Source organism: Micromonospora sp. NPDC004551, from assembly GCF_040609975.1.
Classification (GTDB): Bacteria; Actinomycetota; Actinomycetes; order Mycobacteriales; family Micromonosporaceae; genus Micromonospora.
The window spans coordinates 240016-263059 of record NZ_JBEXLM010000001.1; the positions used below are offsets into that span (position 1 = coordinate 240016).

Consider the following 23044-nt stretch of genomic DNA (forward strand, 5'->3'; position numbering starts at 1 on the left):
CCGGCTGCTCAGCGCAGGGCCGTGACGGAGAACAGGGCGCCCTGGGGGTCGCGGAGTGCGGCGCTTCGGCCGGCCGGGTTGTCCCGGGGCGGGACGAGGATGGTGCCGCCCAGCTCGGCGGCCCGCGCCGCGGTGGCGTCCGCGTCCTCGACCGCGAAGTAGACCGTCCAGTAGGCCGGCAGGTCCTCGGGCAGCGGCTCCAGCTGCGGCATCATGCCCGCGACGATCCGGGCGCCGCACCGCCACCCCGTGTAGGTGACCGGGCCGGCCGTCCGCTCCTCGGGGTGCCAGCCGAAGACCAGCGCGTAGAAGTCCTTCGCCCCGTCCGGGTCCGGCGTGACCAGCTCGTTCCAGCACATCGAGCCGGGGGCGTTGAACAGCTCCGCCCCGCGCATGGCCATCGGCTGCCAGACGCTGAACACCGCGCCGGCCGGATCCGAGAGGACCGCCATCCGGCCCTGGTCGGAGACGTCGAACGGGGAGACCACCACCTGACCGCCGGCCGCCTCCACCCGGGTGGCGACCAGGTCGGCGTCGTCGGTCGCCACGTACGTCGACCAGACCGGCACCTGGTCGTCGGCGGCGGGCGGCCCGGCCCCGGCGACCGCTCGGCCGTCCTTGCGGAACGTGGTGTAGCCGCCGGCGGTCGGCTCCGCGGACACCTGGCCGGTCCAGCCGAACAGCTCCGGGTAGAACCGCTTCGCGTCGTCCAGACCGGGTGTGGCCAGGTCGGCCCAGCAGGGCGTGCCGGGCTCCACGCCGTCCACGCTGACCCCTCTCGCCGGGAGCGGCCCCGCTGGCACGCCCTGCCGGAATCGTGGCACCGTCCCACCGGCCGCCGGGCGGGATTAGGACAAAAGGTCAGGTGAAGCGGCGCCCCTCGTCCCGCCGGTACGCCCATCCGGCGACCGCCGCGAGCACCGCCACCCAGACGACCAGCATCATCAGGGCCAGCGAATCGGGCTGCCAGTCGGTGACGGCCGCCCACATCAGCTCGACCGCGCCCCGGGTGGGCAGGTAGGGGGCGATCGCCTGGATGAAGCCGGGCGCGTCGTCCGGGCCGGAGAGCAGGCCGCCGCCGAAGGCCAGCGGGAAGAACACCACCTGGGCCACCACGACGGCCGCCTTGCTCGGCAGCGAGTAGCCGATGGTCAGGCCCAGCAGGGTGAACGGCACCGAGATCACCGCCACGGCGGCGAGGCCGAGCAGGAACTGCGCCGGGGTCACCCGGGCGGCCGTGGCCACCGCGGCGATCACCACCACCGGGATCATCGACAGGTAGGTCAGCACCAGACCGGCCAGGATCCGGCCGGCCAGGCGCGGACCCGGCCCGGCCGGCAGGGTCCGGGTGTACGGGTTCCAGGGCTGGTCGCGGTCCTCGGCGACGCCGATCCCGTACTGGAAGATGTTGGCGCTCATGACCGCGAACGTGATCATGGCGGCGGTGGCGTAGGTCGCGCCGACGGGGTCGTCACCGGCGAACGGCACCACGAAGAAGAGCATGGCGGCGGCGGGGAAGAAGGCGCTGCCGACCACCGCGACCGGGATCCGGACGATCTCCAGGAGCTGGTAGCGGGCGTGGACCAGGGCGAGCGGCACGGCGGTCTCCTAGGCGGGGGTGGGTGCGGGCCGGTCGTCGGCGGTCAGGGCGAGGAACGCCTCCTCCAGCGAGGTGGGCCGGACCTCCAGGTCGCGGAACGCCACGCCCGCGGTGACCAGGTCCCGGACGAGCTGGTCGGCGTCGGCCGTGAGCAGGTGGGTGCGCCCCTCGGCGCGCTCGGTGGCCAGCACACCGGGCAGCGGCGGCAGGTCGTCGGCGACCAGGCTGACCCGGCGTACGCCGACGATGCCGCGGATCGCCGCCACCGAGTCGTCGGCGAGGACGCGGCCGTGCCCGATCACCACCACCCGCTGCGCCAGCGCCTCGACCTCCTCCAGGTAGTGGCTGCTCAGCAGGACGGTGCCGCCCTCGGCGTGGAAGCCGCGGACGGCCTCCCAGAGGGTGTGCCGGGCCTCCACGTCCAGCCCGGTGGTGGGTTCGTCGAGGACCACGAGGCGGGGTCGGCCGACGAAGGCGAGCGCCACCGCCAGCCGGCGGCGCTGCCCGCCGGAGAGGCCGCCGGTCTGCCGGCGCACCTGGTCGGTGAGGCCGAACCGGTCGAGCAGCTCTCCCCGGGGCACCGGGTCGGGGAAGTGCGCGGAGACGAAGTCGACCACCTCACCCACCCGCAGCGTGCCGGGCAGGCCGGTCTCCTGCGGGGTCACCCCGAGCTGCCGCCGGCTCGCCGGATCGCGCGGGTCGCCACCGAGCAGCTCGACCCGGCCGGAGGTGGGGCGGCGCAGCCCGACCAGCAGGTTGAGCAGGGTGCTCTTGCCGGCGCCGTTCGGGCCGAGCAGGCCCACCAGTTCCCCGGCGCGGACGGTCAGGTCGACCCGGTCCAGCGCCAGCACCTCGCCGTAGCGGCGGCTGACCTGGTCGGCGCGGGCCAGGATCATGGTCGGGCTCCTCAGGGGTTGCGGTCCCGGGCGGGCATGCGCTCACCTGTCTACCGTGCCGGCGCCAGTTCCACCGCCCCGCGCGGACGGGTGCCGATCGCCTACTGTGGTAATCCCGTTGTCCGGCCGTGCCGGCGACGGGTGACTGTCGACTGGACACTGGGGAGGGTCCGTGACGAGTCCGAGCCGGAACCTGGAGGTCCAGCCGGAGGCGTTGACCGCCTTCGCGACCGCCTCGCGGGACCGGGCCGACCGCTTCCGTGAGCTGCGCCGGGTCTTCCACGACGGGCACGTGCCCCGGCACGCCTTCGGCATCATGCCGGCGTCGTTCAGCCTCGCCGCCGCGTACGCCGAGCAGTTCGACGCGTGCCTGCAGGGGCTGGAGGACGGCGCCGAGGTGATGGCCGACATCGCCGAAGGGATCAGCGACACCGCCGACGCCTACACCGGCACCGACGTGGCGACCACCGACATGTTCACGCCGGGCGCCTGAGGGAGACCTGATGAGCACCGAGGCGTTGCAGCGCAACAAGACCTACTTCGAGCAGATCGTGTCGGGCACGCCCGACCCGTTCAAGCCGCTCTCCAACGCGGTGCTCTGGCCGTTCGAGCAGCTGCTCGAACTCGTCGCCGGCGAGCCCGACGACCTCATGCAGGCGGCCCAGCTCGCCCTCACCACCGGCGAGGCGGTGCGCCGGATCGCCGGTGACCAGGTCGCCGACCGGGCGCGGCTGCGCGGCGCCTGGGACGGCGACGCGGCGGAGAAGTTCCACGCCTCGATGGAGTCCGTCGAGGAGGCGATCGAGGAGCTGGCCAAGGGGCTTGACGGCACCACGGAGGTGCTGGTCGACGCGGCGAACGCGGCGGTCGACGCGTTCAACCTGCTGGTCGAGCTGATCCTGGAGTTCCTGCTCTGGTTCCTGACCGAGGTGATCATCGCCGCGGTGGCCGCCGTGCTCAGCGCGGGCGTGACGCTGGCTGCCACGGTCGTGCGGGTGCTGGCCCGGCTGGCCACCACGGTCGGCCGCATGGTCAAGATCGTGGCCCGGTTCGCGGAGATCCTCACCAAGCTGGTCACCAAGCTGGAGAAGGTCGCCGAGCTGCTCACCCGCTACCGCAAGGTCGTCATGGAGCTGCGCAAGGCCAAGAAGGCCTACCGGGCGTGGAACAAGTCCGGCTACACCAAGGAGGCGTTCGCGTTCAAGATCCAGCGAGCCGCCATCCTCTTCCCCGGCAAGTTCGCCATCAACCAGGCGTCCCCGGTCAACATCCCCGGCATCGGCGGCGCGCTGCTCGACACGGGGGTCGGCCTGAACGACGTCTCCGACGGCCACAAGGACCGCAACTACCTGGTGGACGGCACGTACTCGGAGGACCTGGGGCCGTACACCAAGGGCGTGCAGAACGTCTTCGACTCGATCGTGAACTGAGAGGCAGCCATGACCTTCCCGGCCCTGGACCGGATCGAGGCGCTGGCCCGCAACCTGGACGGGTGGCAGCGCGAACTCGGCGCGCGGATGGCCGAGCTGGAGCAGAGCAGCGCCGAGGGGGTGAGCGACTCCGGGCTGGTCACCGTCACGGCGGCGGCCGACGGCAAGATCCTCTCCACCGAGATCAACGCGCGGGCCATGCGGCTCGACTCCTACACGCTCGCCGAGGAGTTCACCGCCGCGGCGAACCGCGCCCAGGAGGCCGCCGCCGCCCGGGTCCGGGAGATCGTCGGCGAGGTGATGGGCAACGCGCCGGCCGCGGAGCGCCGCGCCGACGACGGCTACGGGCACGACCGATACTGAGCCGATGGACGAGACCGGATACCTGGACCGGATCGGCCGGCTCGTCGAGCCGGGGGAGCGGGTGCTGGCGCACGCCAAGGCCGAGGTCGGGGGTGGCCTCACCCCACCGCCGCCGCCGGACCCGGTGACCCCCGCCGCCACCGGCCGGCGCACCGTCGGGTCGGTGCTGCTCAACGTGCTCCTCCCGCTGGCGACCTGGGACCGCGGCGACCGCCTGGTCGACCTGATCGGCTGGGGGATCGCCGGCCGGGGCACGCCGGGCTCGGCCGCCTCCCGGCTGCACCGGGCGGTCGACCCGCCGCGGCCGGACGGCAGGATCCGGCACACCCTGCTCGCCGTCACCGACCGGCGGCTGCTGGTCTGCCGCACCGGCCCGGTCAAGGTGCTCGCCGGCCGTGACGACGACGCGCGGGCGCTGGCCGAGACCGAGGTGGTCTGGGCGGTGCCCCGCGCCGAGGTGGCCTCGGCACGGGTGGGCTGGCACCGGCTGAACCCCAAGCGGCTGCGCCTCGACTTCGCCGACGGCTCGTGGCTCGCCTTCACGGTGCCGATCGCCGAGTCCGGCCGCCCGCTGCGCGACATCGCCGCCGCTCTCTCCGGCTGATCCGCCCGCCGCGGGTGTTCACCACGATGGCGGTGGTGATGAGCCCGGCGCCGACGAGCCCGGTGGCGCCGAGCCGATCGCCGAGGAACAGTGTCGCCAGGAGCGTGGCGACGAGCGGTTCCAGCAGTGCGATCAGCGCCGCCGTGCTGGCCGGGGTGGTGTGCAGGCCCCGGAAGTACAGGGCGTACGCCACCGCGGTGGGTGCGGTGCCGAGCAGGAGCAGTAAGCCCAGGGACGCCGGTGTCGGAACGAACTCCACGCCGGCCGTCATCGTGGCCGCCGGGGCGAGCACGGCCGCGCCGAGCGCGAAGCTCACGCCGGTGGCGGCGACGTCGTCGAGACCGGTGACGGGCCGGGTGCCGATGAAGGTCATGGTGGCGAAGCCGGCTGCCGACAGCAACGCGAGTCCGGCTCCGGCGAGCACGCTCGTGGCGGTGAGGCCGCCGGACGGCGTGCCGACCAGCAGGGCCAGACCACCGATGGCCAGCGCCACCGTGGCAAGCATCCGCGGGCCGACCCGCCGCCGCCCGGTGATCCATTCGGCGCACAGCACCAGGGCGGGTGCGGCGCCGATGGTGAGCAGGGTGGCGAGACTGACGTTGGCGAGCGACACCGCCCCGAAGAAGCAGGCCTGGAAGACGGCGGCGAGCAGCCCGTTCACGATCATCCGGATCCACGCGTGACGGCCGCGGGGCAGCGGTCGCCGGGTCAGGCCGAGCGAGGCGATGAGAAGCGCGCCGCCGGCGCCGAGCCGGTAGGCGGCCACCGCCAGCGGTGACAGCCCCGTTTCGTGGGCGAGGAGACTGCCGGTGGGGCCACCGGTGCCCCACAGCACGCCGGCGAGGACGAGAGACCACAGGCCGGTGGCGGGGCGCCGGGCGGCGGCCACCGGGTGTTCGGAGACAAGCACGAGGAAATCGCTCCTGCGACGAAGGAATCGGGGTCGCGGAAGCGGGGCGTGCCGAACTCAGCGATGCACGGACCGCGCGCCCAGCCGATACAGGCTGGGCGCGGTGAGCAGAGCCGCCCCGCTCAGGAGCGCGGCGGAGAGATGATGTCGAAGATGCGGCCCATGATCCGATCCTAGACACCGCCCGGTGGACGAACGAAGGTGTTTCCCGAGCGCCGGGAGGCCGCCGGCCGGGCTCAGCCGGCCAGCGGAGCGGGCAGCGGCTCGCGGTGCAGCACGGCCAGCCGGGACACCGCCCGGGTCAGCACCACGTAGAGGCGGTTGAGGCCGCGCGGCTCGGCGGCCACGATCGCGGCCGGCTCGACGACCACCACGTGGTCGTACTCCAGGCCCTTCACCAGGGTCGCCGGGACCACGGTGACCCGCGCCGCGGACTCCACGTCGTCGGCGGTCGCGGTCTCGACGCCCGCGTCCGCGAGGGCCGCGCGGAGCCGGTCCACCGTGTCGTCGGCGGCGATCACGCCGACCGAGCCGTCGTGCGCCAGCGCCGCCCGCACCTCGGCCACCGCGGCGGCCGTCAGGTCCTCGACGGTCCGCACGTCGAGCGTCCCATCGCGGCGCAGCGACTGCCCGGGAGGCACGTCGACGGCGAGCGCCGGCAGCAGCCGGTTCGCGAAGGCGACGACCGCGGCCGGCACCCGGAAGCCGATGCTCAGCGGCACGACCGCCGCGGCCGGCTTGCCCAGGTGGGCCAGGGACTCCCGCCAGTCGGTGGCCGCCCAGGGCGCGGTGCCCTGGGCCAGGTCGCCCAGGAGGGTGATCGAGCCGTGCTCGCTGCGGCGGGCGATGGCCCGGCACTGCATCGGGGAGAGGTCCTGCGCCTCGTCGACCACCACGTGCCCGAAGCCGGCCGGCCGTTCCAGCAGCCCGGCGGCCTCGTCGATCAGCACCGCGTCCGCGGCGGTCCACCGGGTCGCCTTCGGGGTACGCCCCACCGCGCCGGACCGGAACAGCTCCTGCTCCTCGGCCGTGAGCAGGCCGTCGGCGGCGGCGGCGAGCGCCTCGGGGTCGGTGCGCAGCCGGTGCAGCAGCCCCTCGGGGGTGAGCGCCGGCCAGACCGCGTCGAGGAACTCGGTGACCGGCTTCGCCCTGCTCATCCGCCGCAGCCAGGCGTCGCTCGGCGACTCGGCCCGGCGAGCCTCGGACTGGCGTTGCAGCAGCCCCACCACGCGGGCGCGGACCCGGTCCCGGCCGGTCGCGTAGGGCAGGTCCTCGCGGCGGGTCTCCTCGACCAGCCGGTGCAGCGGGTCGAGGCCGATCCGCCAGCGGAACGACCCGTCCGACACCATGATCGGCTCGCTGGGCGCGCCGATGTGCGCGTCGACCGCGCGGCGCAGCACCTCGGCCATCCGTACGTCGTGCTTGAGGGTGGCCACGTCCGGCGCATCGACCGCGCGGACCGGCACCCGGGCGACCAGGTCCTCGACCGTGGCCTGCTCGACCTCGACCTCGCCGAGCGCCGGCAGCACCGCCGCGATGTAGGACAGGAACGCCCGGTTCGGCCCGACGATCAGCACGCCCGACCGGCGCAGCCGCTCGCGGTGCAGGTAGAGCAGGTACGCGGCGCGGTGCAGCCCGACGGCCGTCTTGCCCGTGCCCGGCGCGCCCTGTACGCAGATCGAGTCGGCCAGGTCGGCCCGGACCAGCTCGTCCTGCTCGGGCTGAATGGTGGCGACGATGTCGCGCATCGGGCCGACGCGGGGGCGCTCGATCTCGGCGGTGAGGATACGGCTGGCGGTGCCCAGCTCCTCGCCGCGATCCAGGCGCTCGTCCTCGAAGCTGGTCAGCACCCCTGTGCTGAACCCGAACCGCCGCCGGACGGCGACGCCCTGCGGGTCCCGGGCGCTGGCCCGGTAGAACGACCGGGAGACCGGTGCCCGCCAGTCCAGCACGAGCGGCTCGCCCAGCTCGTCGGTGACGTGCCGGCGCCCGACGTGGTATTCGCGCCCGGCATGGTCGGGGTCGGCCTCCCCGAAGTCGAGCCGGCCGAAGAACAGCGGGGTGGTCGGGTCGTCGGCGAGTTCCTTGACCCGGCGGGCCATGTGCCGGCCGAGCTGCTCGGCGGTGTACGCGTCCCCGGCCACCTTGTCACCGGTGGCGAAGAGGGACTCGGCGCGCTCGCGCATCCGGCGCAGCGCCTCGCGGGAGGTGTCCAGGTGGGCGCGCTCGGCGTCGAGCTCGGCGTCCAGGGTCTGTTCTTGGGCGTGCAGGGTCATCCACGTACTCCTCGTCACGGGGAACAACGCTGCCGCTCGCGTTTCCGACCTCGGGTCGGCGCGGGGACGTCCTGTGCGGTGCTACTCACCACGGCCGTCAGGCGGGACAGAGCAGCTTACTCCGGTCGGGGCGGCGGGCAACCGAATTTCGCCGGGGGCGGGCCGGCGCGGAATCATGGGTGGCATGACGGAGGCACGTCCGGAGCAGCGCCGGGTGACGATCAGCGACCCGCAGGTGATGCGGGCGCTGGCCCACCCGGCCCGTATGGCGATCATGGAGCATCTCAGCACGGTGGAGGGCGGTGCGACCGCCACCGAGTGTGCCGAGATCGCCGGGCTCTCGCCGAGCGCGACCAGCTATCACCTTCGTGAGCTGGCGAAGTTCGGCTTGATCAGCGAGGCCCCCAGCCGGGGGGACGCCCGGGAGCGGGTCTGGCAGTCGTTCAGCCCGACGTACTACGTGGAGACGGCTCCGGGCGCCGACTCCGAGGCTCGGGCCGCCGAGCTGGCCCTGGTCGACGCCCATCTCGCGCGGGACAGCCAGCGCACCCGGGACTGGATCCGCCGGGCGCCGGACGAGCCGCGCGAGTGGTATCAGGCGGCCTGGTTCAGCGACACCCTGCTGCTGCTCACGGCCGACGAGTTGGCCGTGGTGAACCAGGCGGTCCATGAGCTGCTGGATCCGTACCGGCGGCGGTTGCGGACCGACCCGCCGGAGGGGGCGCGGACGGTCGCCGTGCAGTACCGGGCGCTGCCCCTGGAGTGAATCGGGGGTTGAGCGGATCAGGTGTGAAGGATTATCTTCGAAATATGTCCTTCACATCTGGTCCCTCGCGCTGGTCCGACGTCTGGCTGGTCACCGCGGCCCGGGGCGTCTCCACCTGTGGTGACTTCCTCGCCGCCAGTGCCCTGGCGTTGGCCCTCCAGTCCGCCGGTGCGGGCGGGCTCGCCGTCTCCGGGCTGATGCTCGCGGCCACCCTGCCCCTGGCGGTGCTCGCCCCGCTGACCGGCCGGCTTGCCGACCGGGTGGACAGCCGCCTGCTGCTGGTGGCCGCCGGGCTCGCCCAGGCCGCGATCTGCCTCGCGCTCGCGTACGCCGGGCACCCGGTCCTGATCATCGCGCTGGTGGCGGCGCTCGCCGCCGGTCTCGCGGTCACCCAGCCGGTTCTCTCCGCGCTGGTGCCGGCCATGGTCCGGGCCGAGGACATGCCCCGGGCCAGCGCGCTCAACCAGACCGCCGGCACCCTGGGCGCCCTGGCCGGGCCGGCGCTCGCCGGGCTGCTGGTCGGTGGGTTCGGCGCTCGGCTGCCACTGCTGCTCGACGCCGGCAGCTACCTCGCGCTGGTCGCGGCCGGGTTGCTGATCCGGACCCGACGGGGTGGAAAGCGGCGACCGGCCGCGGTGCCGGTGCCCGGCACGGCCGGCGACCTGCCGGCGACCACCTGGCGGCTGCGCCGGGACCCGCTGCTGATCGCGATGATCACGACCCTCGCCGGGGTCATCGGCGCGGTCGGGGCGATCAACGTGGTCGAGGTCTTCTTCATCCGCGAGACCCTGGGCAGCTCCACCACCATGTACGGCCTGGTCACCGGCTCCTGGACACTCGGCATCCTGGTCGGGGCGTGGCTGTTCGCCCGGCTGGCCCGGCGGCTGACCGACGACGGCCGCATGCTGATCGGCTACCTCGCCCTGCTCGCCGGGTGCTGCCTCATGATCCTGCTCTCCGCCGCCGTGCCCGCCGCGCTCCTGCTGGTGCCCGTCTGGCTGCTCGGCGGGGTGGGCAACGGCGGCGCCAACGTCTTCGACAACGTGCTGCTGGCCCGGCGGGTGCCCGAAGCCGCGCGGGGCCGGGCGTACGCCGCGCTCGGTGCGTCCGTCCAGGGCGCCGCCATGGTCGGCTACCTGCTTGGCGGCCTGCTGCTGGAGGTGGCCGCCCCCCGGCCCCTGGTCGCCGCCTGCGGGGTGGCCGGTCTGCTGGTGATCGTGCTGGTCGCTTTTCCGGTCACCCGGACCGTCCGGGCCGAGCGGGCGGCGGTGGGCGCGCGTTTCTCTCCGGGAGGCGGCCCCGAAACGCCCGGATCGCCGGTGGCCGGGCCCGCCCGCCCGGCGCCCGATGCGGGGTTGGCCACTTCCTCCCCCTCCCGCTGAGCCGGCTGTGGGTGGCAGGGCTACGGTCGGGTCATGGCCGACCGCATCGCCCGCCCCCGGGTGGGGCACATCCAGTTCCTCAACTGCCTGCCCATCTACTGGGGGCTCATGCGGTCCGGCGCGCTGATCGACGTCGACCTGCACAAGGACTCGCCGGACCGGCTGAACGCCGCGCTCGTCGCGGGCGACCTGGACATCGGCCCGATCTCGCAGGTGGAATACCTGCGGCACGCCGACGAGCTGTTGCTCCTGCCGGACCTGGCGGTCGGCAGCGACGGCCCGGTGCTCTCGGTCAACGTGGTCTCCACCCGGCCCCTCACCGAGCTGGACGGCGCCCGGGTGGCGCTCGGCTCGACGTCGCGTACCGGGGTGCTGCTGGCTCAGCTCCTGCTCGCGGAGCGGTACGGGGTCCGCCCCGACTACTTCCGCTGCCCGCCGGACCTGACCCAGATGCTGCTGGAGGCCGACGCCGGGGTCGTGATCGGCGACGTGGCCCTGCGCGCGCTCTACGAGGCGCCCCGCAGGGGCCTGGAGGTGACCGACCTCGGGCAGGCCTGGCGCGAGTGGACCGGGCTGCCCATGGTCTTCGCCGTCTGGGCGGTCCGCCGCGAGTTCGCCGCCGCGCACCCCGGGCTGGTGAAGGAGGTGCACGAGGCGTTCCTGCGCTCCCGTGACCTGTGCCTGGCCGAGCTGGACCAGGTGGCCGAGGCGGGGGCCCGCTGGGAGCCGTTCGACGCGGAGACCCTGGCGACCTACTTCCGTACCCTCGACTTCTCCCTCGGCGAGCGGCAGGTGGCCGGCCTGCGCGAGTTCGCGCGCCGCGCCGCGGCGGTCGGCGAGGCCCCCGCCCTGCCCGAGGGCGGTCCCGAGTTCTTCCAGGGCTGACGCCCTGCCACGACGAAGCGGCGGTGCCCCGGCCGACCGGGACACCGCCGCTTCGGCGCGGGTGGGATCAGGTGGCGTCGCGGAGCAACGCCTCGGTGATCTTCTCGCAGTTCTTCATGCCGTAGTCGTAACCCATGTTGATGGGGTAGCGGACCATCACGCCCATCGTCCAGGTGTCGCCGATCGCCAGGCAGTTGATGTGCATCTCCTGCTCCTTCTGCCGATCGATCCAGCCGTTCTTGATGGCGATGGTCTTCTGCACCTTGGCCGGGAACGCCTTGCGGATGCCGAAGTCACCCACGCCGCGCACCTGTCGCATCTCGTTGAGCAGCCACTTCGTCCACTTCGGCCCGGCGGCCCGGCCGTCGTCGATGCAGAGGCCGAGCCGCGCGGTGTCCCGCGGAGACAGCTGCGTCCGGCTCCAGCCGCCGTCGCTGGCCACCTTGCTGTCGGTGAGCCCGCACATCTGGATGAGGCGCTTGATCGAGGCCGACCGGCCGACGCTGTTGTAGAACTGCTCGGCCCGGGTGTTGTCACTGTCCCGGATGATCTGGGTGGCGTCGTCGAGCTTCGCGTCGCTCGGCGTCTGCCCGGCGTCGGCCGCGCGCCGCAGGTAGTCGGCCACGATCCACGATTTGATCATCGAGGCGGTGGTGCTGGTCTCGTTCATGTTCTTCGAGCCGATGATCTTGCCGGTCCGCTTGTCCAGGACGCTCCAGGAGTACCAGCCCGTGATGTCCAGGTCGCTCAGGTCCTGGGCCGCGAACGGCAGCGGCTCCAACGACGGCGACGGCGAGGGCGACGGGCGGGTGTTGCGATCGGTGGACGGGCTCGCGGATCGGGCGCCCGCCGCGGGCGAATGCGATCCGGCCGTGGGGCGGAGCGGGGAGCCCGGCACGAACCTGAGCGAGACGAGCACCAGGCCGACCAGGATCACGGCGACGGCGCTGTAGGCCAGCGGACGGCGGTCGCTGCCCGGCCGGCGCCGGCTGCCCGCCATCAGAGCTTCCCGACCGGCTGCTGCGGCACCTTGAGGGCGGCGCCCGGCTGCGGGGTCACCAGCTGGGTGGCGACGCTGGCGCAGACCTTCGCGCCGTACGAGGGGGTCTTCAGGTCACCGGTGCCGGGATAACGCATCATCACGGCCAGGGTCCAGTCGTCGGCCACCGCGAGGCAGTTGACGTGCCACTGGCCGTCGGCCCAGAGCATGGTGAAGCCGTTCTTGATGCTGACCGGCCCCTGCGACGTGATCGACTCGGGCAGGCCGTCGATGATGCCCCAGTGACCGCCCTGGACGGCCTCGGACTTCTGGTCCTTGACGCCGCCGCGCACGTGCGCCATCTCGTTCAACACCCACTTCGTCCACTTGGGCCCGGCGGCGGTGCCGTCGCCGATGCAGTCGCCCATGCGCACCGCGTCGCGCGGCGACATCTGGGTGTACGCCCACTTGGCCTTGGTGGGTTCAATCTTCGTGTCGGTCAGCTTGCACATCTTGATCAGCCGGAGCAGCACCGGCTTGCGCCCGCCGGCGTTGTAGAGCGCCTCGGCCGAGAGGTCGTTGCTGTCGCGGAGGGCGGTCTCGGCCTGCTTCTTGCGCGCTGCGCTGGGCTCCTTGTCGCCGAGCTGGCGCAGGTAGTCGGAGACGATCCACGCCTTGATCATCGACTCGGTCGAGTTGGTCGACGTCATGTTCGGCGCGCCGCTGATCTTGCCGGTTTTCCGGTCCATGAGCGCCCAGGAGAAGAACTTGCCCTTGAAGTTCACCGAGACCGGCCCGGCGGCCAGCGTCGGTTCCGGGGGCGCGGTCGGTGCGGGCGCGGGAACCTGTGCCACGCCGCCGCCGATGCCGCCGAGACCGCTGATCCCGTCGCCGCCGGACAGCTTGGCGTACGCGGCGGGGACCAGCATGCCGCCGCCGAGAAGGACCGCCACGACGGCGAGCACCATGGTCACGCGAGGTCGCATGAGTGGGTGAACTCCAGATTGTCTGGCCGGGGGGACCGGCGCTTTCCGAATGTGTTGCGGCCTGATCGCCGAGGCCGGGGGGATGGCCTGGAGCCGGTGGCGATCGTCAGCAGCCGATCGGTGTGCCGGGCGAAGTCTACTTCCGGACAGGCCGGATGCCAGATCCCGACGCCCGGCAACTCGCCGTGAAGGCGGGACATTGGACCGCTATGCCGTCCTTGTGAGGATTCACCTTCTCCGGGTGGTGGACGTCACAGCGTTCCGGCAGCTCAGGGGCTGTTACGGGAAGCGGTCGTCCGGTGACAGAAGGTGGGCCGGGAAACCTGTTACACCCTCTGGTGTCATCGGGCGCGAGCTGTAACACTGGCCTCATGTATGGCAATGACTTCGCCCCGCCCGAGGACGGCCCGGGCGGCGGCCTGCTCGGCGAGGTGGAGGCGGCGGAGGCCGCGCTGCGCGAGGCGGCGGCGCGTGCCCGGCGCGGCGGCCCGGCGCCGGACGAGGACTTCGCGGCGTACTTCGCGGACGTGATCGACGCCGACCAGAAGATCGAGCCGCGGGACTGGATGCCGGAGGCGTACCGGAAGACGCTGATCCGGCAGATCGCCCAGCACGCGCACTCCGAGATCATCGGCATGCAGCCGGAGGGGAACTGGATCAGCCGGGCCCCCTCGCTCAAGCGCAAGGCCATCCTGCTGGCCAAGGTGCAGGACGAGGCCGGCCACGGCCTCTACCTCTACGCCGCCGCGGAGACGCTCGGCGTCAGCCGCGACGAGCTGGTCGAGCTGCTGATCGAGGGCCGGCAGAAGTACAGCTCGATCTTCAACTACCCGACGCTGACCTGGGCCGACGTGGGCGCGATCGGCTGGCTGGTCGACGGCGCGGCGATCGTCAACCAGGTGCCGCTGTGCCGCTGCTCCTACGGTCCCTACGCCCGCGCCATGATCCGGGTCTGCAAGGAGGAGTCGTTCCACCAGCGCCAGGGGTACGAGATCCTGCACACCCTGGCCCACGGCACCCGGGAGCAGAAGGCCATGGCCCAGGACGCGGTCGACCGCTGGTGGTACCCGTCACTGGCCATGTTCGGCCCGCCGGACGGAGACTCCACGCACAGCGCCCAGTCGATGGCCTGGAAGATCAAGCGCTTCTCCAACGACGAGCTGCGCCAGCGCTTCGTCGACATGTGCGTGCAGCAGGCGGAGATCCTCGGCCTCACCATCCCCGACCCGGACCTGCGCTGGAACGAGCAGCGGCAGGCCCACGACTACTCCCAGCCCGACTACGACGAGCTGATGCGGGTGATCAAGGGCGACGGGCCGTGCAACCGGCAGCGGATGGAACACCGGCGCCGGGCTCACTCCGACGGCGCCTGGGTGCGGGAGGCCGCCGCGGCGTACGCGGCGAAGCAGCGGAACAAGGAGAAGGTGGCGGCGTGAGCACTGACCATTCGCCTCTCTGGGAGGTCTTCGTCAGGGCCCGGCGCGGGCTGTCGCACACCCACGTCGGCAGCCTGCACGCTCCGGACGCCGAGCTGGCCCTGCGCAACGCCCGGGACCTCTATACCCGGCGCCAGGAGGGCGTCTCGATCTGGGTGGTGCCGGCGAGCGCGATCACCGCGTCCAGCCCTGACGAGAAGGACGCCTTCTTCGACCCGGCGGCCGACAAGGTCTACCGCCACCCCACCTTCTACGAGGTGCCGGACGGGGTGGCGCACCTGTGAGCGGGCTGTTCGACTTCACCCTCGCCCTCGGCGACGACGCGCTGATCGCGGCGCAGCGCCTCGGCGAGTGGACCTCCCGTGCGCCGGAGATGGAGGAGGACATCGCCCTGGCCAACATCGCCCTCGACCAGCTCGGCGCGGCCCGCCTGCTGCTCACGTACGCGGGCGAGCTGGAGGGCGCCGGCCGGGACGAGGACGCGCTGGCCTACCTGCGGGGCGACCGGGAGTTCCGCAACTGCCTCCTGGTCGAGCTGCCCAACGGCGATTTCGGCGTGACCATGGCGAAGCTGTTCTTCCTGGCCGCCTACCAGCTCCCCCTCTACAGCACGCTGAGCGGGTGCGCCGACGAGCGGCTGGCCGCCATCGGGGCGAAGGCGCGGAAGGAGTCGGCGTACCACCTGGACCACGCCTCGCTCTGGGTGAAGCGGCTCGGCGACGGCACCGACGAGTCGCACCGGCGCATGCAGGACGCGGTCGACCAGGTGTGGCCGTACACCCACGAGCTGTTCACCGCGGACCCGGCGGCGCCGGTCGACCCGGCCACCCTGCGGGCCGACTTCGACGCCGTCGTGTCCGCGGTGCTCGACGAGGCGACGCTGACCCGGCCGGCCGACGGCTGGGCCCCGGGCGGCGGCCGGGACGGCGTCCACACCGAACACCTCTCCTTCCTGCTGGCCGAGATGCAGGTGCTGCACCGCGCCCACCCGGGGGCGAAGTGGTGAGTGACCCCAGGGCGGCCGCGGCGGCGGTGGTGGACCCGGAGATCCGGGTCGTCACCATCGACGAGCTGGGCATCCTGCGGTCGGTCGACGAGGAGCCGGCCACCGGGCGGGTCGTCGTCACGATCACCCCCACCTACACCGGCTGCCCGGCCATGGACGTGATCCGCTCGGACATCCGCCGCGCGCTCGCCGCCGCCGGCCACCCGGACGCCGAGGTCCGCACGGTGTACGCCCCGGCGTGGAGCACCGACTGGATCTCCGAGAGCGGCCGGGCCAAGCTGGCCGCCGCCGGCATCGCCCCACCGGCGCCGGCCGCCCGGGGCGGGTCCGTCGTCCCGCTGACCCTGGCCGTCCGGTGCCCCCGCTGCGGCTCCCCGGAGACCGAGCAGGTCAGCCGGTTCGGCTCCACCGCGTGCAAGGCCCTGTGGCGCTGCCGTTCCTGCTCCGAACCCTTCGACCACCTGAAGGCGCTGTGACTGTCACCATCACCCGGCCGGTCCGCCGCCGGCCGGTCTTCCACCCGCTGCCCGTCGCCGCCGTCGACCGGCTCACCGACGACGCCGTGGCGATCACCTTCGCCGTGCCCGAGGAGCTGCGGGAGACGTTCGCGTTCTCCGCCGGGCAGCACCTGACGGTCCGGCGGGTCGGTGCGGACGGGGCGGACGTGCGGCGGTCGTACTCGATCTGCTCCACGCCCGACGAGCTGGCCCGGCACGGCCGGCTGCGGATCGGGGTGCGGGAGGTTCCCGGCGGTGCCTTCTCGGCGTACGCCTGCGGCGCCCTGCGCGGCGGCGACACGGTCGAGGTGCTGCCCCCGCTCGGGCACTTCACCTCCGCGTTCGCCCCGGACCGGGTCCGCCACTACGGCGCGGTGGTCGCCGGCTCCGGCATCACCCCGGTGCTCTCGCTGGTCGCGACCGCGCTGTCCGTCGAGCCGGCCAGCACCTTCACCCTGGTGTACGGCAACCGCACGGCCAACACGGTGATGTTCGCCGAGGAGCTGGCCGACCTGAAGGACCGCTGGCCGACCCGGCTGCACCTGGTGCACGTGCTCTCCCGGGAGATGGGCGAGTCCGCGCTGCTCTCCGGGCGGATCGACGCCGACCGGCTGACCCGGCTGCTGGACACCGTCGTTCCCGGCGACCTGATCGAGGAATGGTTCCTGTGCGGCCCGTACGGGATGGTGGTGGACGCCAAGGCGGTGTTCGCCGACCGGGGCGTGCCCGACTCGGCGGTGCACGCCGAGCTGTTCCACGTCGACGCGCCGCCGGAGCCGATCCGCCGGCCGACCGACGAGCCCGGCGCCGGGGCCGAGGTGACGATCGTGCTGGACGGGCGCTCGTCGAGCTTCACGATGGGCCGGGACGAGCGGGTGCTGGACGCCGCACTCAAGGTCCGCGGCGAGCTGCCGTACGCCTGCAAGGGCGGTGTCTGCTCGACCTGCAAGGCCAAGGTGGTGGCCGGTGAGGTGACCATGGCCCGCAACTACGCGCTGGAGCCGGACGAGGTGGCGGCCGGGTACGTCCTCACCTGCCAGTCCAGCCCGGTCACCGACAAGCTCACCGTCGACTACGACGCCTGACGGCGCCGCCGCGCGCCGGTCCCTGCCCGTGCAGGGGCCGGCGCGCAGCGGGTGTCAGCGGTTCTGGCCGAGGCAGAGCAGGAACTTCTGCGAGTCCCGCTCCTCGGTGTAGGCCGCGACGGCGCCGGAGAACTGCTCGCACCGGGCGTCGTCGGTGGTGTCCTCGACCTTGCCGACGACGACGTAGGTCGCCGTCGCGTCACCGCAGTCGACGACGCTGACGGACGGGTCGGTGTCCGTGCCGGTGGCGCTCACGCAGTCGCCGACGTCGGCGTAGGACGGGTCCGTGGAGATCGACCAGCCGATCGCGAGGGCGATCGCCACGGGAATGACGAGACCGAACGCCGCCGCCCGCCGGAACACCGGCTTGCCCGGCGTCGCGGGGGTGCCCGGAGCGCCCGGCACGGGCTCGGCGAGGCGGCCGAGCCGCACGCGGGTGATGAGGTTCCCGATGAGGACCACCGGGGTGATGACCATGGAGAGGATGCCCCACCAGCCCTGCCAGAGGGTCTTGGCGCTCATGTCCCGGCAGACGGCGATGCCGCACGACCGGCAGAACGGGCCGCGTTGAGTGAGCAGGCGCATGAAGATGAGGAAACCCTGGTGCCCGTGGAGCGTCCCCTTGATGGCGGGGACCGAGCCGCAGCAGCGGCAGGTGAGGGTGCCGGCGGGCCAGGCCGCGGGCTGGGGCGCGGTCTGGGGCGCGGGCGGGACCTGAGGCGGGTTGACGAAGGGTGCGGTCACGGCTCTTCCTTGATCGAAGTCTGCGAGCACCGAACGATAGGCCGACATCGGTGAATCCGTTGTCCCGCGGCCGGGCCCCCTTAGTGCCGACGGCGTGAAGCGAACGCGTCACAGCGGCGAACACCCCCGGCGGGGTCGGCGTCACACCGGCGTACCCTCGGGTACGTGACGGTGAGCCGGGAGATCGACGACATCCTGCAGCGCGGCGCGGACGGCGGGCGGATCACGCCCGAGGAGGCCCTGCTGCTCTACACCGAGGCGCCCTTCCACCCGCTCGGCGAGGCGGCCGACGCGGTGCGCCGGCGGCGCTACCCGGACAACATCGTCACCTACCTGATCGACCGCAACATCAACTACACGAACGTCTGCGTGACGGCGTGCAAGTTCTGCGCCTTCTACCGCGCTCCCAAGCACAAGGAGGGCTGGACCCACCCGACCGAGGAGATCCTGCGCCGCTGCGGCGAGGCGGTCGAGCTGGGCGCCACCCAGGTGATGCTCCAGGGCGGCCACCACCCGGACTACGGCGTGGAGTACTACGAGGAGCTGTTCTCCGCGGTCAAGCAGGCGTACCCGCAGCTCGCGATCCACTCGATCGGCCCGAGCGAGATCCTGCACATGGCGAAGGTCTCCGGGGTGAGCCTGGACGAGGCGATCGCCCGGATCAAGGCCGCCGGCCTGGACTCGATCGCCGGCGCCGGCGCCGAGATGCTGCCGGACCGGCCGCGCCGTGCGATCGCGCCGCTCAAGGAGTCGGGCGCGCGCTGGCTGGAGGTCATGGAGCTGGCGCACCGGCAGGGCCTGGAGTCGACGGCGACCATGATGATGGGCACCGGCGAGACCCACGCCGAGCGGATCGAGCACCTGCGGATGATCCGCGACGTGCAGGACCGCACCGGCGGCTTCCGCGCGTTCATCCCGTGGACGTACCAGCCGGAGAACAACCACCTGAAGGGGCGCACCCAGGCGACCACGCTGGAGTACCTGCGGCTGATCGCGGTGGCCCGGCTCTTCTTCGAGACCGTGCCGCACCTGCAGGCGTCGTGGCTGACCACCGGCAAGGACGTCGGTCAGCTCGCCCTGCACATGGGGGTGGACGACCTCGGCTCGATCATGCTGGAGGAGAACGTCATCTCCTCGGCCGGCGCCCGGCACCGCTCGAACCTGCACGAGCTGATCACGATGATCCGCACCGCCGACCGCATCCCCGCCCAGCGAGACACCCTCTACAACCGGCTCGCGGTGCACCACACGCCGGCCGACGACCCGAGCGACGAGCGGGTGGTCTCGCACTTCTCCTCGATCGCCCTGCCGGGTGGCGGCGTCGGGAAGGCGCTCCCGCTGGTCGAGGTCAACTGACGGCGCACGGTCCTCCACCGAACGGCCGAGCCGACGGCCGGCCAGGTAACAGGACGGCCGCGACCAGCGTGACCTTGGCCCGCGCACCGCTGCCGGCGGCTACGCTGTCGTCGTCCGCCTGACGGTCGTCCTCCATCGGCCCGCGAGGGTCGTTCACATAACGCACGGCAGCAGGGGCGGGATGGGTCACCATCCCGCCCCTGCTGTCTGTGTCTCCGGAGAGGACGGAGGAATTCCGGATCGGGGTTCTGGCGCGTCGCGACGTCGCTCCGGTAGCGTCCCTTCGTTCCGCAACCATCGATACGTCCCTCACCCCGGGGTCGACGGCGCGCGGCAGGAGATCCTCGGCAAGGCCCAGGCGCTCTGCGAGGACGACGGCGTGGTGATCCCGCCAGGCCAGTACTACACCGCGGCCGTCACGGTGCGGGTCGGCGCCGACGTCACCGAGCCGGTGCTGCACGAGGGCGACCTCCTCGCGTACGGGTTGGACGGTGCCGACGGCACGCCGGAGGCGACGCCCAGGGCCGCCGGCCCGGCGCAGCGGCGCACTCTCGCCGAGGTCGACGGGCTGGACGACCACACCATCTTCGAGGCCTTCGTGGACCTGTCGGCCGAGCCCACCCCGGACCCGGCCGGCCGGCCGGCCGGCCGAGCGTGTCCGCGACCCCGGGTGGTGGGCGCGGCGGCGGTGCCGGCGGCGGCCTGCCGGTGACCGGTGTGCAGGTCGGGCTGATCGGTGGGATCGGCGCGGCCATCCTGCTGGCCGGCGGGGTGCTGCTGGTGCTCTCGCACCGCCGGAAGGTGGTTCTCGTCACGCCGACCGACGAGCGGACCGACGACTGACCGACCTGGACAGCGGCGGGGCGGGGTGGGTGACCACCCCGCCCTTTCGCGTACCCGGGAGGAGCGGGGCGCGGGCCGGCTGGCAGAGTGGAGGGGTGAGCCGTACCCCGCAGGGCCAGCGCGCCAGCCTGGACAAGCAGCCGCACGAGGTCGCCGCGATGTTCGACGGCGTGGCCGCCCGCTACGACCTGACCAACACCGTGCTCTCCTTCGGGCAGGACCGGTTCTGGCGGCGGGCCACCCGGGCGGCGCTGGGGCTTCGGCCCGGTGAGCGGGTGCTGGACGTGGGCGCCGGCACCGGCGTCTCGACCGAGGAGTTGGCCCACTCCGGGGCGTACGCGGTGGGCGCCGACCTGTCGCTCGGCATGCTGCACGCCGGCAAGCGCACCCGGCCGGGGGTGCCGCTGCTGGCCGGGGACGCCCTGCGGCTGCCCTTCGCCGACGCGAGCTTCGACGCGGTCACCATCTCCTTCGCGCTGCGCAACGTCAACGACACCGACGCGGCGCTGCGTGAGTTCGCCCGGGTCACCCGCCCGGGCGGCCGGCTGGTGGTCTGCGAGTTCAGCACCCCGGTCAACCCGGCGTTCCGCACGGTCTACCTGTCGTACCTCATGCGGTCGCTGCCGGCCGTGGCGCGGAGGGTGTCGAGCAACCCCGACGCCTACGTCTACCTCGCCGAGTCGATCCGGGCCTGGCCGGACCAGCCGGCGCTGGCCGCGCGGATCGGCGCGGCCGGGTGGGGCAGGGTCGCCTGGCGCAACCTGACCGGCGGCGTCGTGGCGCTGCACCGGGCGATCCGGGACTGACGCGCCGGCCGGCATTGACCCGGCCTTTTCGTGAATATCCGTTTTAGGTCTACTTTGTCCCGTAGGCTCGCCCCCATGACGGGACCAGACCAGGCGACCACCGACGACGACGCGGCCGAACTGATCGCCCAGCTCCGCGAGCTGGCCGGTGCGGACCCCGCCGACGTCCGCCAGGTGGTCGCCGAGGTGCTGGCCGCGCTCGACCGCGCGGCCGGCGGCGCGCTGCGCGACCACCTGCCGGAGGCGATCCGGCTCGACGCCGGCCTGGGACCGGCCACCGCCGCCCGCTCCTGAGCGCTCGTCCGGACCCCCGCCGGCCGGATTCTGCGAGTTAGGCCCCCCTCAGCGCATACAGGTGTAACGCCGGTCATAGACTCCAACCCGATCGGCTTGTGAAGCATTTCACGAGCATGCGGGAGGAGGCGCGGATGACCGCGGTGGAGAACGACGCCGACGTCATCGTCGTGGGCGCCGGTCCCGGAGGATCGGCGACGGCGTACCACCTGGCGCGGCACGGCGTACGCGTGCTGCTGCTGGAGAAGACCGAATTTCCCCGGGAGAAGGTCTGCGGCGACGGGCTCACCCCCCGGGCCGTGCGGCAGCTCATCCGGATGGGCGTGGACACCTCGCCCGAGGCCGGCTGGCTGCACAACAAGGGCCTCCGGGTGATCGGCGGCGGCGTACGCCTGGAACTGGACTGGCCCGACCTGGCCAGCTTCCCCAACTACGGCCTGGTGCGGACCCGGCTCGACTTCGACGACCTGCTCGCCCAGCGTGCCGTCGCCGCCGGGGCGAAGCTGCGGACCAGCGTCAACGTCCTGACTCCGGTGCTCGACGCCGACGATCGCGTGATCGGGGTGCAGGCCGAGGTGGGCCCGGACAAGGAGCCCGCCACCTTCCACGCGCCGCTGGTCGTCGCCGCCGACGGCGTCTCCGGCCGCTTCCCGCTCGCCCTCGGGCTGGCCAAGCGGGAGGACCGGCCGATCGGCGTGGCGGTCCGCCGCTACTACCGCTCGCCCGCCAAGCACGACGACGACTACCTGGAGTCCTGGCTGGAGTTGCGGGCCAAGGGCAGCGAGGCGCTGCTGCCCGGCTACGGCTGGATCTTCGGCCTCGGCGACGGCCGCGTGAACGTCGGCCTGGGCGTGCTCAACTCCTCCTCGGCCTTCGGCAAGACGAACTACCGGCGGCTGCTCACCGACTGGCTGGCCAACACCCCCGAGGACTGGGGGATGACCGACGAGGCCAACGCGGAGGGGCCGATCCTCGGCGCCGCGCTGCCCATGGGCTTCAACCGCGTCCCGCACTACACCCGCGGGGTCCTGCTGGTCGGCGACTCCGGCGGCATGGTCAACCCGTTCAACGGCGAGGGCATCGCGTACGCCATGGAGTCCGGCGAGCTGGCCGCCGAGGTGGCGGTGCAGGCGCTCGCCCGCCCGGCCGGCGCCGAGCGGGAGCGGGCGCTGCTGGCGTACCCGCAGGAGCTGAAGGCCCGCTTCGGCGGCTACTACCGGCTCGGCGGGATCTTCGTGAAGCTCATCGGCCGGCCCGAGGTCATGCGGATGGCCACCAAGCACGGCATGCCGCACCCGATGCTGATGCGCTTCGTGCTCAAGCTGCTGGCCAACCTGACCGACCCCCGGGGCGGGGACGCCATGGACCGGGTCATCAACGCGATGACCAGGGTGGCACCCGCCGTGTAGACCACCGGTCCCGGGCCCCGGGACCGACAAAGATCGACCCCCGCCGCCGAGGTCGTGAGGGACGTGAATAGTGTGATTTTCGCCAACCACCGAGGTCAGGGAAGGACGAGCAGGGGACAACGATGACGCTCTCTCCTTACGCACCGATCATCGGGCTGTTCGCCCTCGCCGCGGGGTTCGCGCTGTTCTCCGTGGCCGCCGCCCGATTCGCCGGCCCCCGGCGTCTGAACAAGGCCAAGCTCGAGGCGTACGAGTGCGGCATCGAACCGAGCCCGCAGCCCGTCGGCGGCGGCCGGTTCCCGATCAAGTTCTACCTGACGGCGATGCTCTTCATCGTCTTCGACATCGAGATCATCTTCCTCTACCCCTGGGCGGTCTCCTTCGACGCCCTGCCGATCTTCGGCTTCGTGGAGATGGTCCTGTTCATCGTCGCGGTCTTCGTCGCCTACGCCTACGTCTGGCGGCGCGGCGGCCTGGACTGGGACTGAGGG

General features: G+C 72.8%; 25 protein-coding genes and 1 pseudogene. 18 read left to right on the forward strand and 8 right to left on the reverse strand.

Features of this window, described 5'->3' with window-relative positions; genetic code table 11:
* Positions 1 to 8: 8 nt before the first annotated feature.
* The 3 genes from ABZW14_RS01220 to ABZW14_RS01230 all read right to left on the reverse strand — a co-directional run bounded on the left by ABZW14_RS01220 (position 9) and on the right by ABZW14_RS01230 (position 2496).
* A complete protein-coding gene (locus ABZW14_RS01220; RefSeq protein ID WP_355337856.1) occupies positions 9 to 767 on the reverse strand; it encodes a VOC family protein in 759 nt (252 codons plus the stop codon).
* A gap of 94 nt (positions 768 to 861) precedes the next feature.
* On the reverse strand, positions 862 to 1599 hold the full coding sequence (locus ABZW14_RS01225) for an ABC transporter permease (protein WP_355337859.1): 738 nt from the start codon (positions 1597 to 1599) through the stop codon (positions 862 to 864).
* A 9-nt stretch (positions 1600 to 1608) separates the two neighbouring features.
* The gene (locus ABZW14_RS01230; protein ID WP_355337862.1) at positions 1609 to 2496 is read right to left on the reverse strand and encodes an ABC transporter ATP-binding protein; all 888 of its coding nucleotides are present in this window, start codon (positions 2494 to 2496) and stop codon (positions 1609 to 1611) included.
* A gap of 172 nt (positions 2497 to 2668) precedes the next feature.
* On the opposite strand from ABZW14_RS01230, the gene ABZW14_RS01235 reads away from it, so the two are divergent.
* The 4 genes from ABZW14_RS01235 to ABZW14_RS01250 are packed head-to-tail and all read left to right on the forward strand — an operon-like array spanning position 2669 to position 4893.
* Positions 2669 to 2989 carry a type VII secretion target gene (locus tag ABZW14_RS01235; protein ID WP_355337865.1) on the forward strand — a complete coding sequence of 107 codons (321 nt, stop codon included), beginning with the start codon at positions 2669 to 2671 and terminating at the stop codon, positions 2987 to 2989.
* 10 nt (positions 2990 to 2999) lie between these two features.
* The gene (locus ABZW14_RS01240) at positions 3000 to 3926 is read left to right on the forward strand and encodes a WXG100 family type VII secretion target (protein ID WP_355337868.1); all 927 of its coding nucleotides are present in this window, start codon (positions 3000 to 3002) and stop codon (positions 3924 to 3926) included.
* A 9-nt stretch (positions 3927 to 3935) separates the two neighbouring features.
* Complete coding sequence (locus tag ABZW14_RS01245; RefSeq protein WP_355337871.1) at positions 3936 to 4289, forward strand: YbaB/EbfC family nucleoid-associated protein; 354 nt, start codon at positions 3936 to 3938, stop codon at positions 4287 to 4289.
* Positions 4290 to 4293: 4 nt separating this feature from the next.
* Complete coding sequence (locus ABZW14_RS01250; protein ID WP_355337874.1) at positions 4294 to 4893, forward strand: hypothetical protein; 600 nt, start codon at positions 4294 to 4296, stop codon at positions 4891 to 4893.
* Here the strand turns inward: ABZW14_RS01250 and ABZW14_RS01255 are convergent.
* Positions 4829 to 5803 (reverse strand): DMT family transporter, encoded by a 975-nt coding sequence (locus ABZW14_RS01255; protein WP_355337877.1) that lies wholly within the window; start codon positions 5801 to 5803, stop codon positions 4829 to 4831. The two genes, ABZW14_RS01250 and ABZW14_RS01255, sit on opposite strands and share 65 nt — an antisense overlap.
* A gap of 236 nt (positions 5804 to 6039) precedes the next feature.
* Entirely contained in the window at positions 6040 to 8079 is a 2040-nt protein-coding gene (locus ABZW14_RS01260; protein WP_355337880.1) for an AAA family ATPase, read from the reverse strand.
* 184 nt (positions 8080 to 8263) lie between these two features.
* Between ABZW14_RS01260 and ABZW14_RS01265 the strand changes: the two genes are divergently transcribed.
* Genes ABZW14_RS01265 through ABZW14_RS01275 form a run of 3 tightly spaced genes read left to right on the forward strand, consistent with a single transcriptional unit; the run spans position 8264 to position 11112 of the window.
* Positions 8264 to 8845: a winged helix-turn-helix domain-containing protein gene (locus ABZW14_RS01265; RefSeq protein ID WP_355337883.1), complete on the forward strand. Its 582-nt coding sequence runs from the start codon at positions 8264 to 8266 to the stop codon at positions 8843 to 8845.
* Between the two features lie 44 nt (positions 8846 to 8889).
* Entirely contained in the window at positions 8890 to 10227 is a 1338-nt protein-coding gene (locus tag ABZW14_RS01270; RefSeq protein ID WP_355337886.1) for an MFS transporter, read from the forward strand.
* Positions 10228 to 10260: 33 nt separating this feature from the next.
* Entirely contained in the window at positions 10261 to 11112 is an 852-nt protein-coding gene (locus tag ABZW14_RS01275) for a menaquinone biosynthesis protein (protein WP_355337889.1), read from the forward strand.
* Positions 11113 to 11179: 67 nt separating this feature from the next.
* Here the strand turns inward: ABZW14_RS01275 and ABZW14_RS01280 are convergent, their stop codons facing one another.
* Both ABZW14_RS01280 and ABZW14_RS01285 read right to left on the reverse strand, forming a co-directional pair.
* The gene (locus ABZW14_RS01280; protein ID WP_355337892.1) at positions 11180 to 12112 is read right to left on the reverse strand and encodes a hypothetical protein; all 933 of its coding nucleotides are present in this window, start codon (positions 12110 to 12112) and stop codon (positions 11180 to 11182) included.
* Positions 12112 to 13077 (reverse strand): hypothetical protein, encoded by a 966-nt coding sequence (locus ABZW14_RS01285; RefSeq protein ID WP_355337895.1) that lies wholly within the window; start codon positions 13075 to 13077, stop codon positions 12112 to 12114. Before ABZW14_RS01285 ends, ABZW14_RS01280 begins: the two co-directional genes overlap by 1 nt.
* A gap of 371 nt (positions 13078 to 13448) precedes the next feature.
* Here ABZW14_RS01285 and paaA point away from each other — a divergent pair, with 371 nt between their 5' ends.
* Genes paaA through paaE form a run of 5 tightly spaced genes read left to right on the forward strand, consistent with a single transcriptional unit; the run spans position 13449 to position 17101 of the window.
* Complete coding sequence (gene paaA / locus ABZW14_RS01290) at positions 13449 to 14513, forward strand: 1,2-phenylacetyl-CoA epoxidase subunit PaaA (RefSeq protein ID WP_355337898.1); 1065 nt, start codon at positions 13449 to 13451, stop codon at positions 14511 to 14513.
* The gene (paaB, locus tag ABZW14_RS01295) at positions 14510 to 14797 is read left to right on the forward strand and encodes a 1,2-phenylacetyl-CoA epoxidase subunit PaaB (RefSeq protein ID WP_091261268.1); all 288 of its coding nucleotides are present in this window, start codon (positions 14510 to 14512) and stop codon (positions 14795 to 14797) included. The genes paaA and paaB overlap by 4 nt, the downstream gene beginning before the upstream one ends.
* Positions 14794 to 15519: a 1,2-phenylacetyl-CoA epoxidase subunit PaaC gene (gene paaC / locus ABZW14_RS01300; RefSeq protein ID WP_355337901.1), complete on the forward strand. Its 726-nt coding sequence runs from the start codon at positions 14794 to 14796 to the stop codon at positions 15517 to 15519. The genes paaB and paaC overlap by 4 nt, the downstream gene beginning before the upstream one ends.
* Complete coding sequence (gene paaD / locus ABZW14_RS01305; protein ID WP_355337904.1) at positions 15516 to 15995, forward strand: 1,2-phenylacetyl-CoA epoxidase subunit PaaD; 480 nt, start codon at positions 15516 to 15518, stop codon at positions 15993 to 15995. Before paaC ends, paaD begins: the two co-directional genes overlap by 4 nt.
* The gene (gene paaE, locus ABZW14_RS01310) at positions 15992 to 17101 is read left to right on the forward strand and encodes a 1,2-phenylacetyl-CoA epoxidase subunit PaaE (RefSeq protein ID WP_355337907.1); all 1110 of its coding nucleotides are present in this window, start codon (positions 15992 to 15994) and stop codon (positions 17099 to 17101) included. Before paaD ends, paaE begins: the two co-directional genes overlap by 4 nt.
* A gap of 54 nt (positions 17102 to 17155) precedes the next feature.
* On the opposite strand, the gene ABZW14_RS01315 is transcribed toward paaE, so the two are convergent.
* On the reverse strand, positions 17156 to 17845 hold the full coding sequence (locus ABZW14_RS01315; protein ID WP_355337910.1) for a hypothetical protein: 690 nt from the start codon (positions 17843 to 17845) through the stop codon (positions 17156 to 17158).
* 165 nt (positions 17846 to 18010) lie between these two features.
* On the opposite strand from ABZW14_RS01315, the gene mqnC reads away from it, so the two are divergent.
* The 6 genes and pseudogenes from mqnC to ABZW14_RS01345 all read left to right on the forward strand — a co-directional run bounded on the left by mqnC (position 18011) and on the right by ABZW14_RS01345 (position 23041).
* Positions 18011 to 19201 (forward strand): cyclic dehypoxanthinyl futalosine synthase, encoded by a 1191-nt coding sequence (mqnC, locus tag ABZW14_RS01320; protein WP_355337913.1) that lies wholly within the window; start codon positions 18011 to 18013, stop codon positions 19199 to 19201.
* A 346-nt stretch (positions 19202 to 19547) separates the two neighbouring features.
* Positions 19548 to 20044: pseudogene (locus tag ABZW14_RS01325) on the forward strand (cell wall anchor protein); the annotation flags it as partial.
* A gap of 95 nt (positions 20045 to 20139) precedes the next feature.
* Positions 20140 to 20850 (forward strand): demethylmenaquinone methyltransferase, encoded by a 711-nt coding sequence (locus ABZW14_RS01330; RefSeq protein WP_355337916.1) that lies wholly within the window; start codon positions 20140 to 20142, stop codon positions 20848 to 20850.
* A 75-nt stretch (positions 20851 to 20925) separates the two neighbouring features.
* The gene (locus ABZW14_RS01335; protein WP_091261244.1) at positions 20926 to 21144 is read left to right on the forward strand and encodes a hypothetical protein; all 219 of its coding nucleotides are present in this window, start codon (positions 20926 to 20928) and stop codon (positions 21142 to 21144) included.
* 134 nt (positions 21145 to 21278) lie between these two features.
* Positions 21279 to 22553: a geranylgeranyl reductase family protein gene (locus ABZW14_RS01340; protein ID WP_355337919.1), complete on the forward strand. Its 1275-nt coding sequence runs from the start codon at positions 21279 to 21281 to the stop codon at positions 22551 to 22553.
* Positions 22554 to 22675: 122 nt separating this feature from the next.
* Complete coding sequence (locus tag ABZW14_RS01345; RefSeq protein ID WP_073834101.1) at positions 22676 to 23041, forward strand: NADH-quinone oxidoreductase subunit A; 366 nt, start codon at positions 22676 to 22678, stop codon at positions 23039 to 23041.
* Positions 23042 to 23044: the final 3 nt, after the last annotated feature.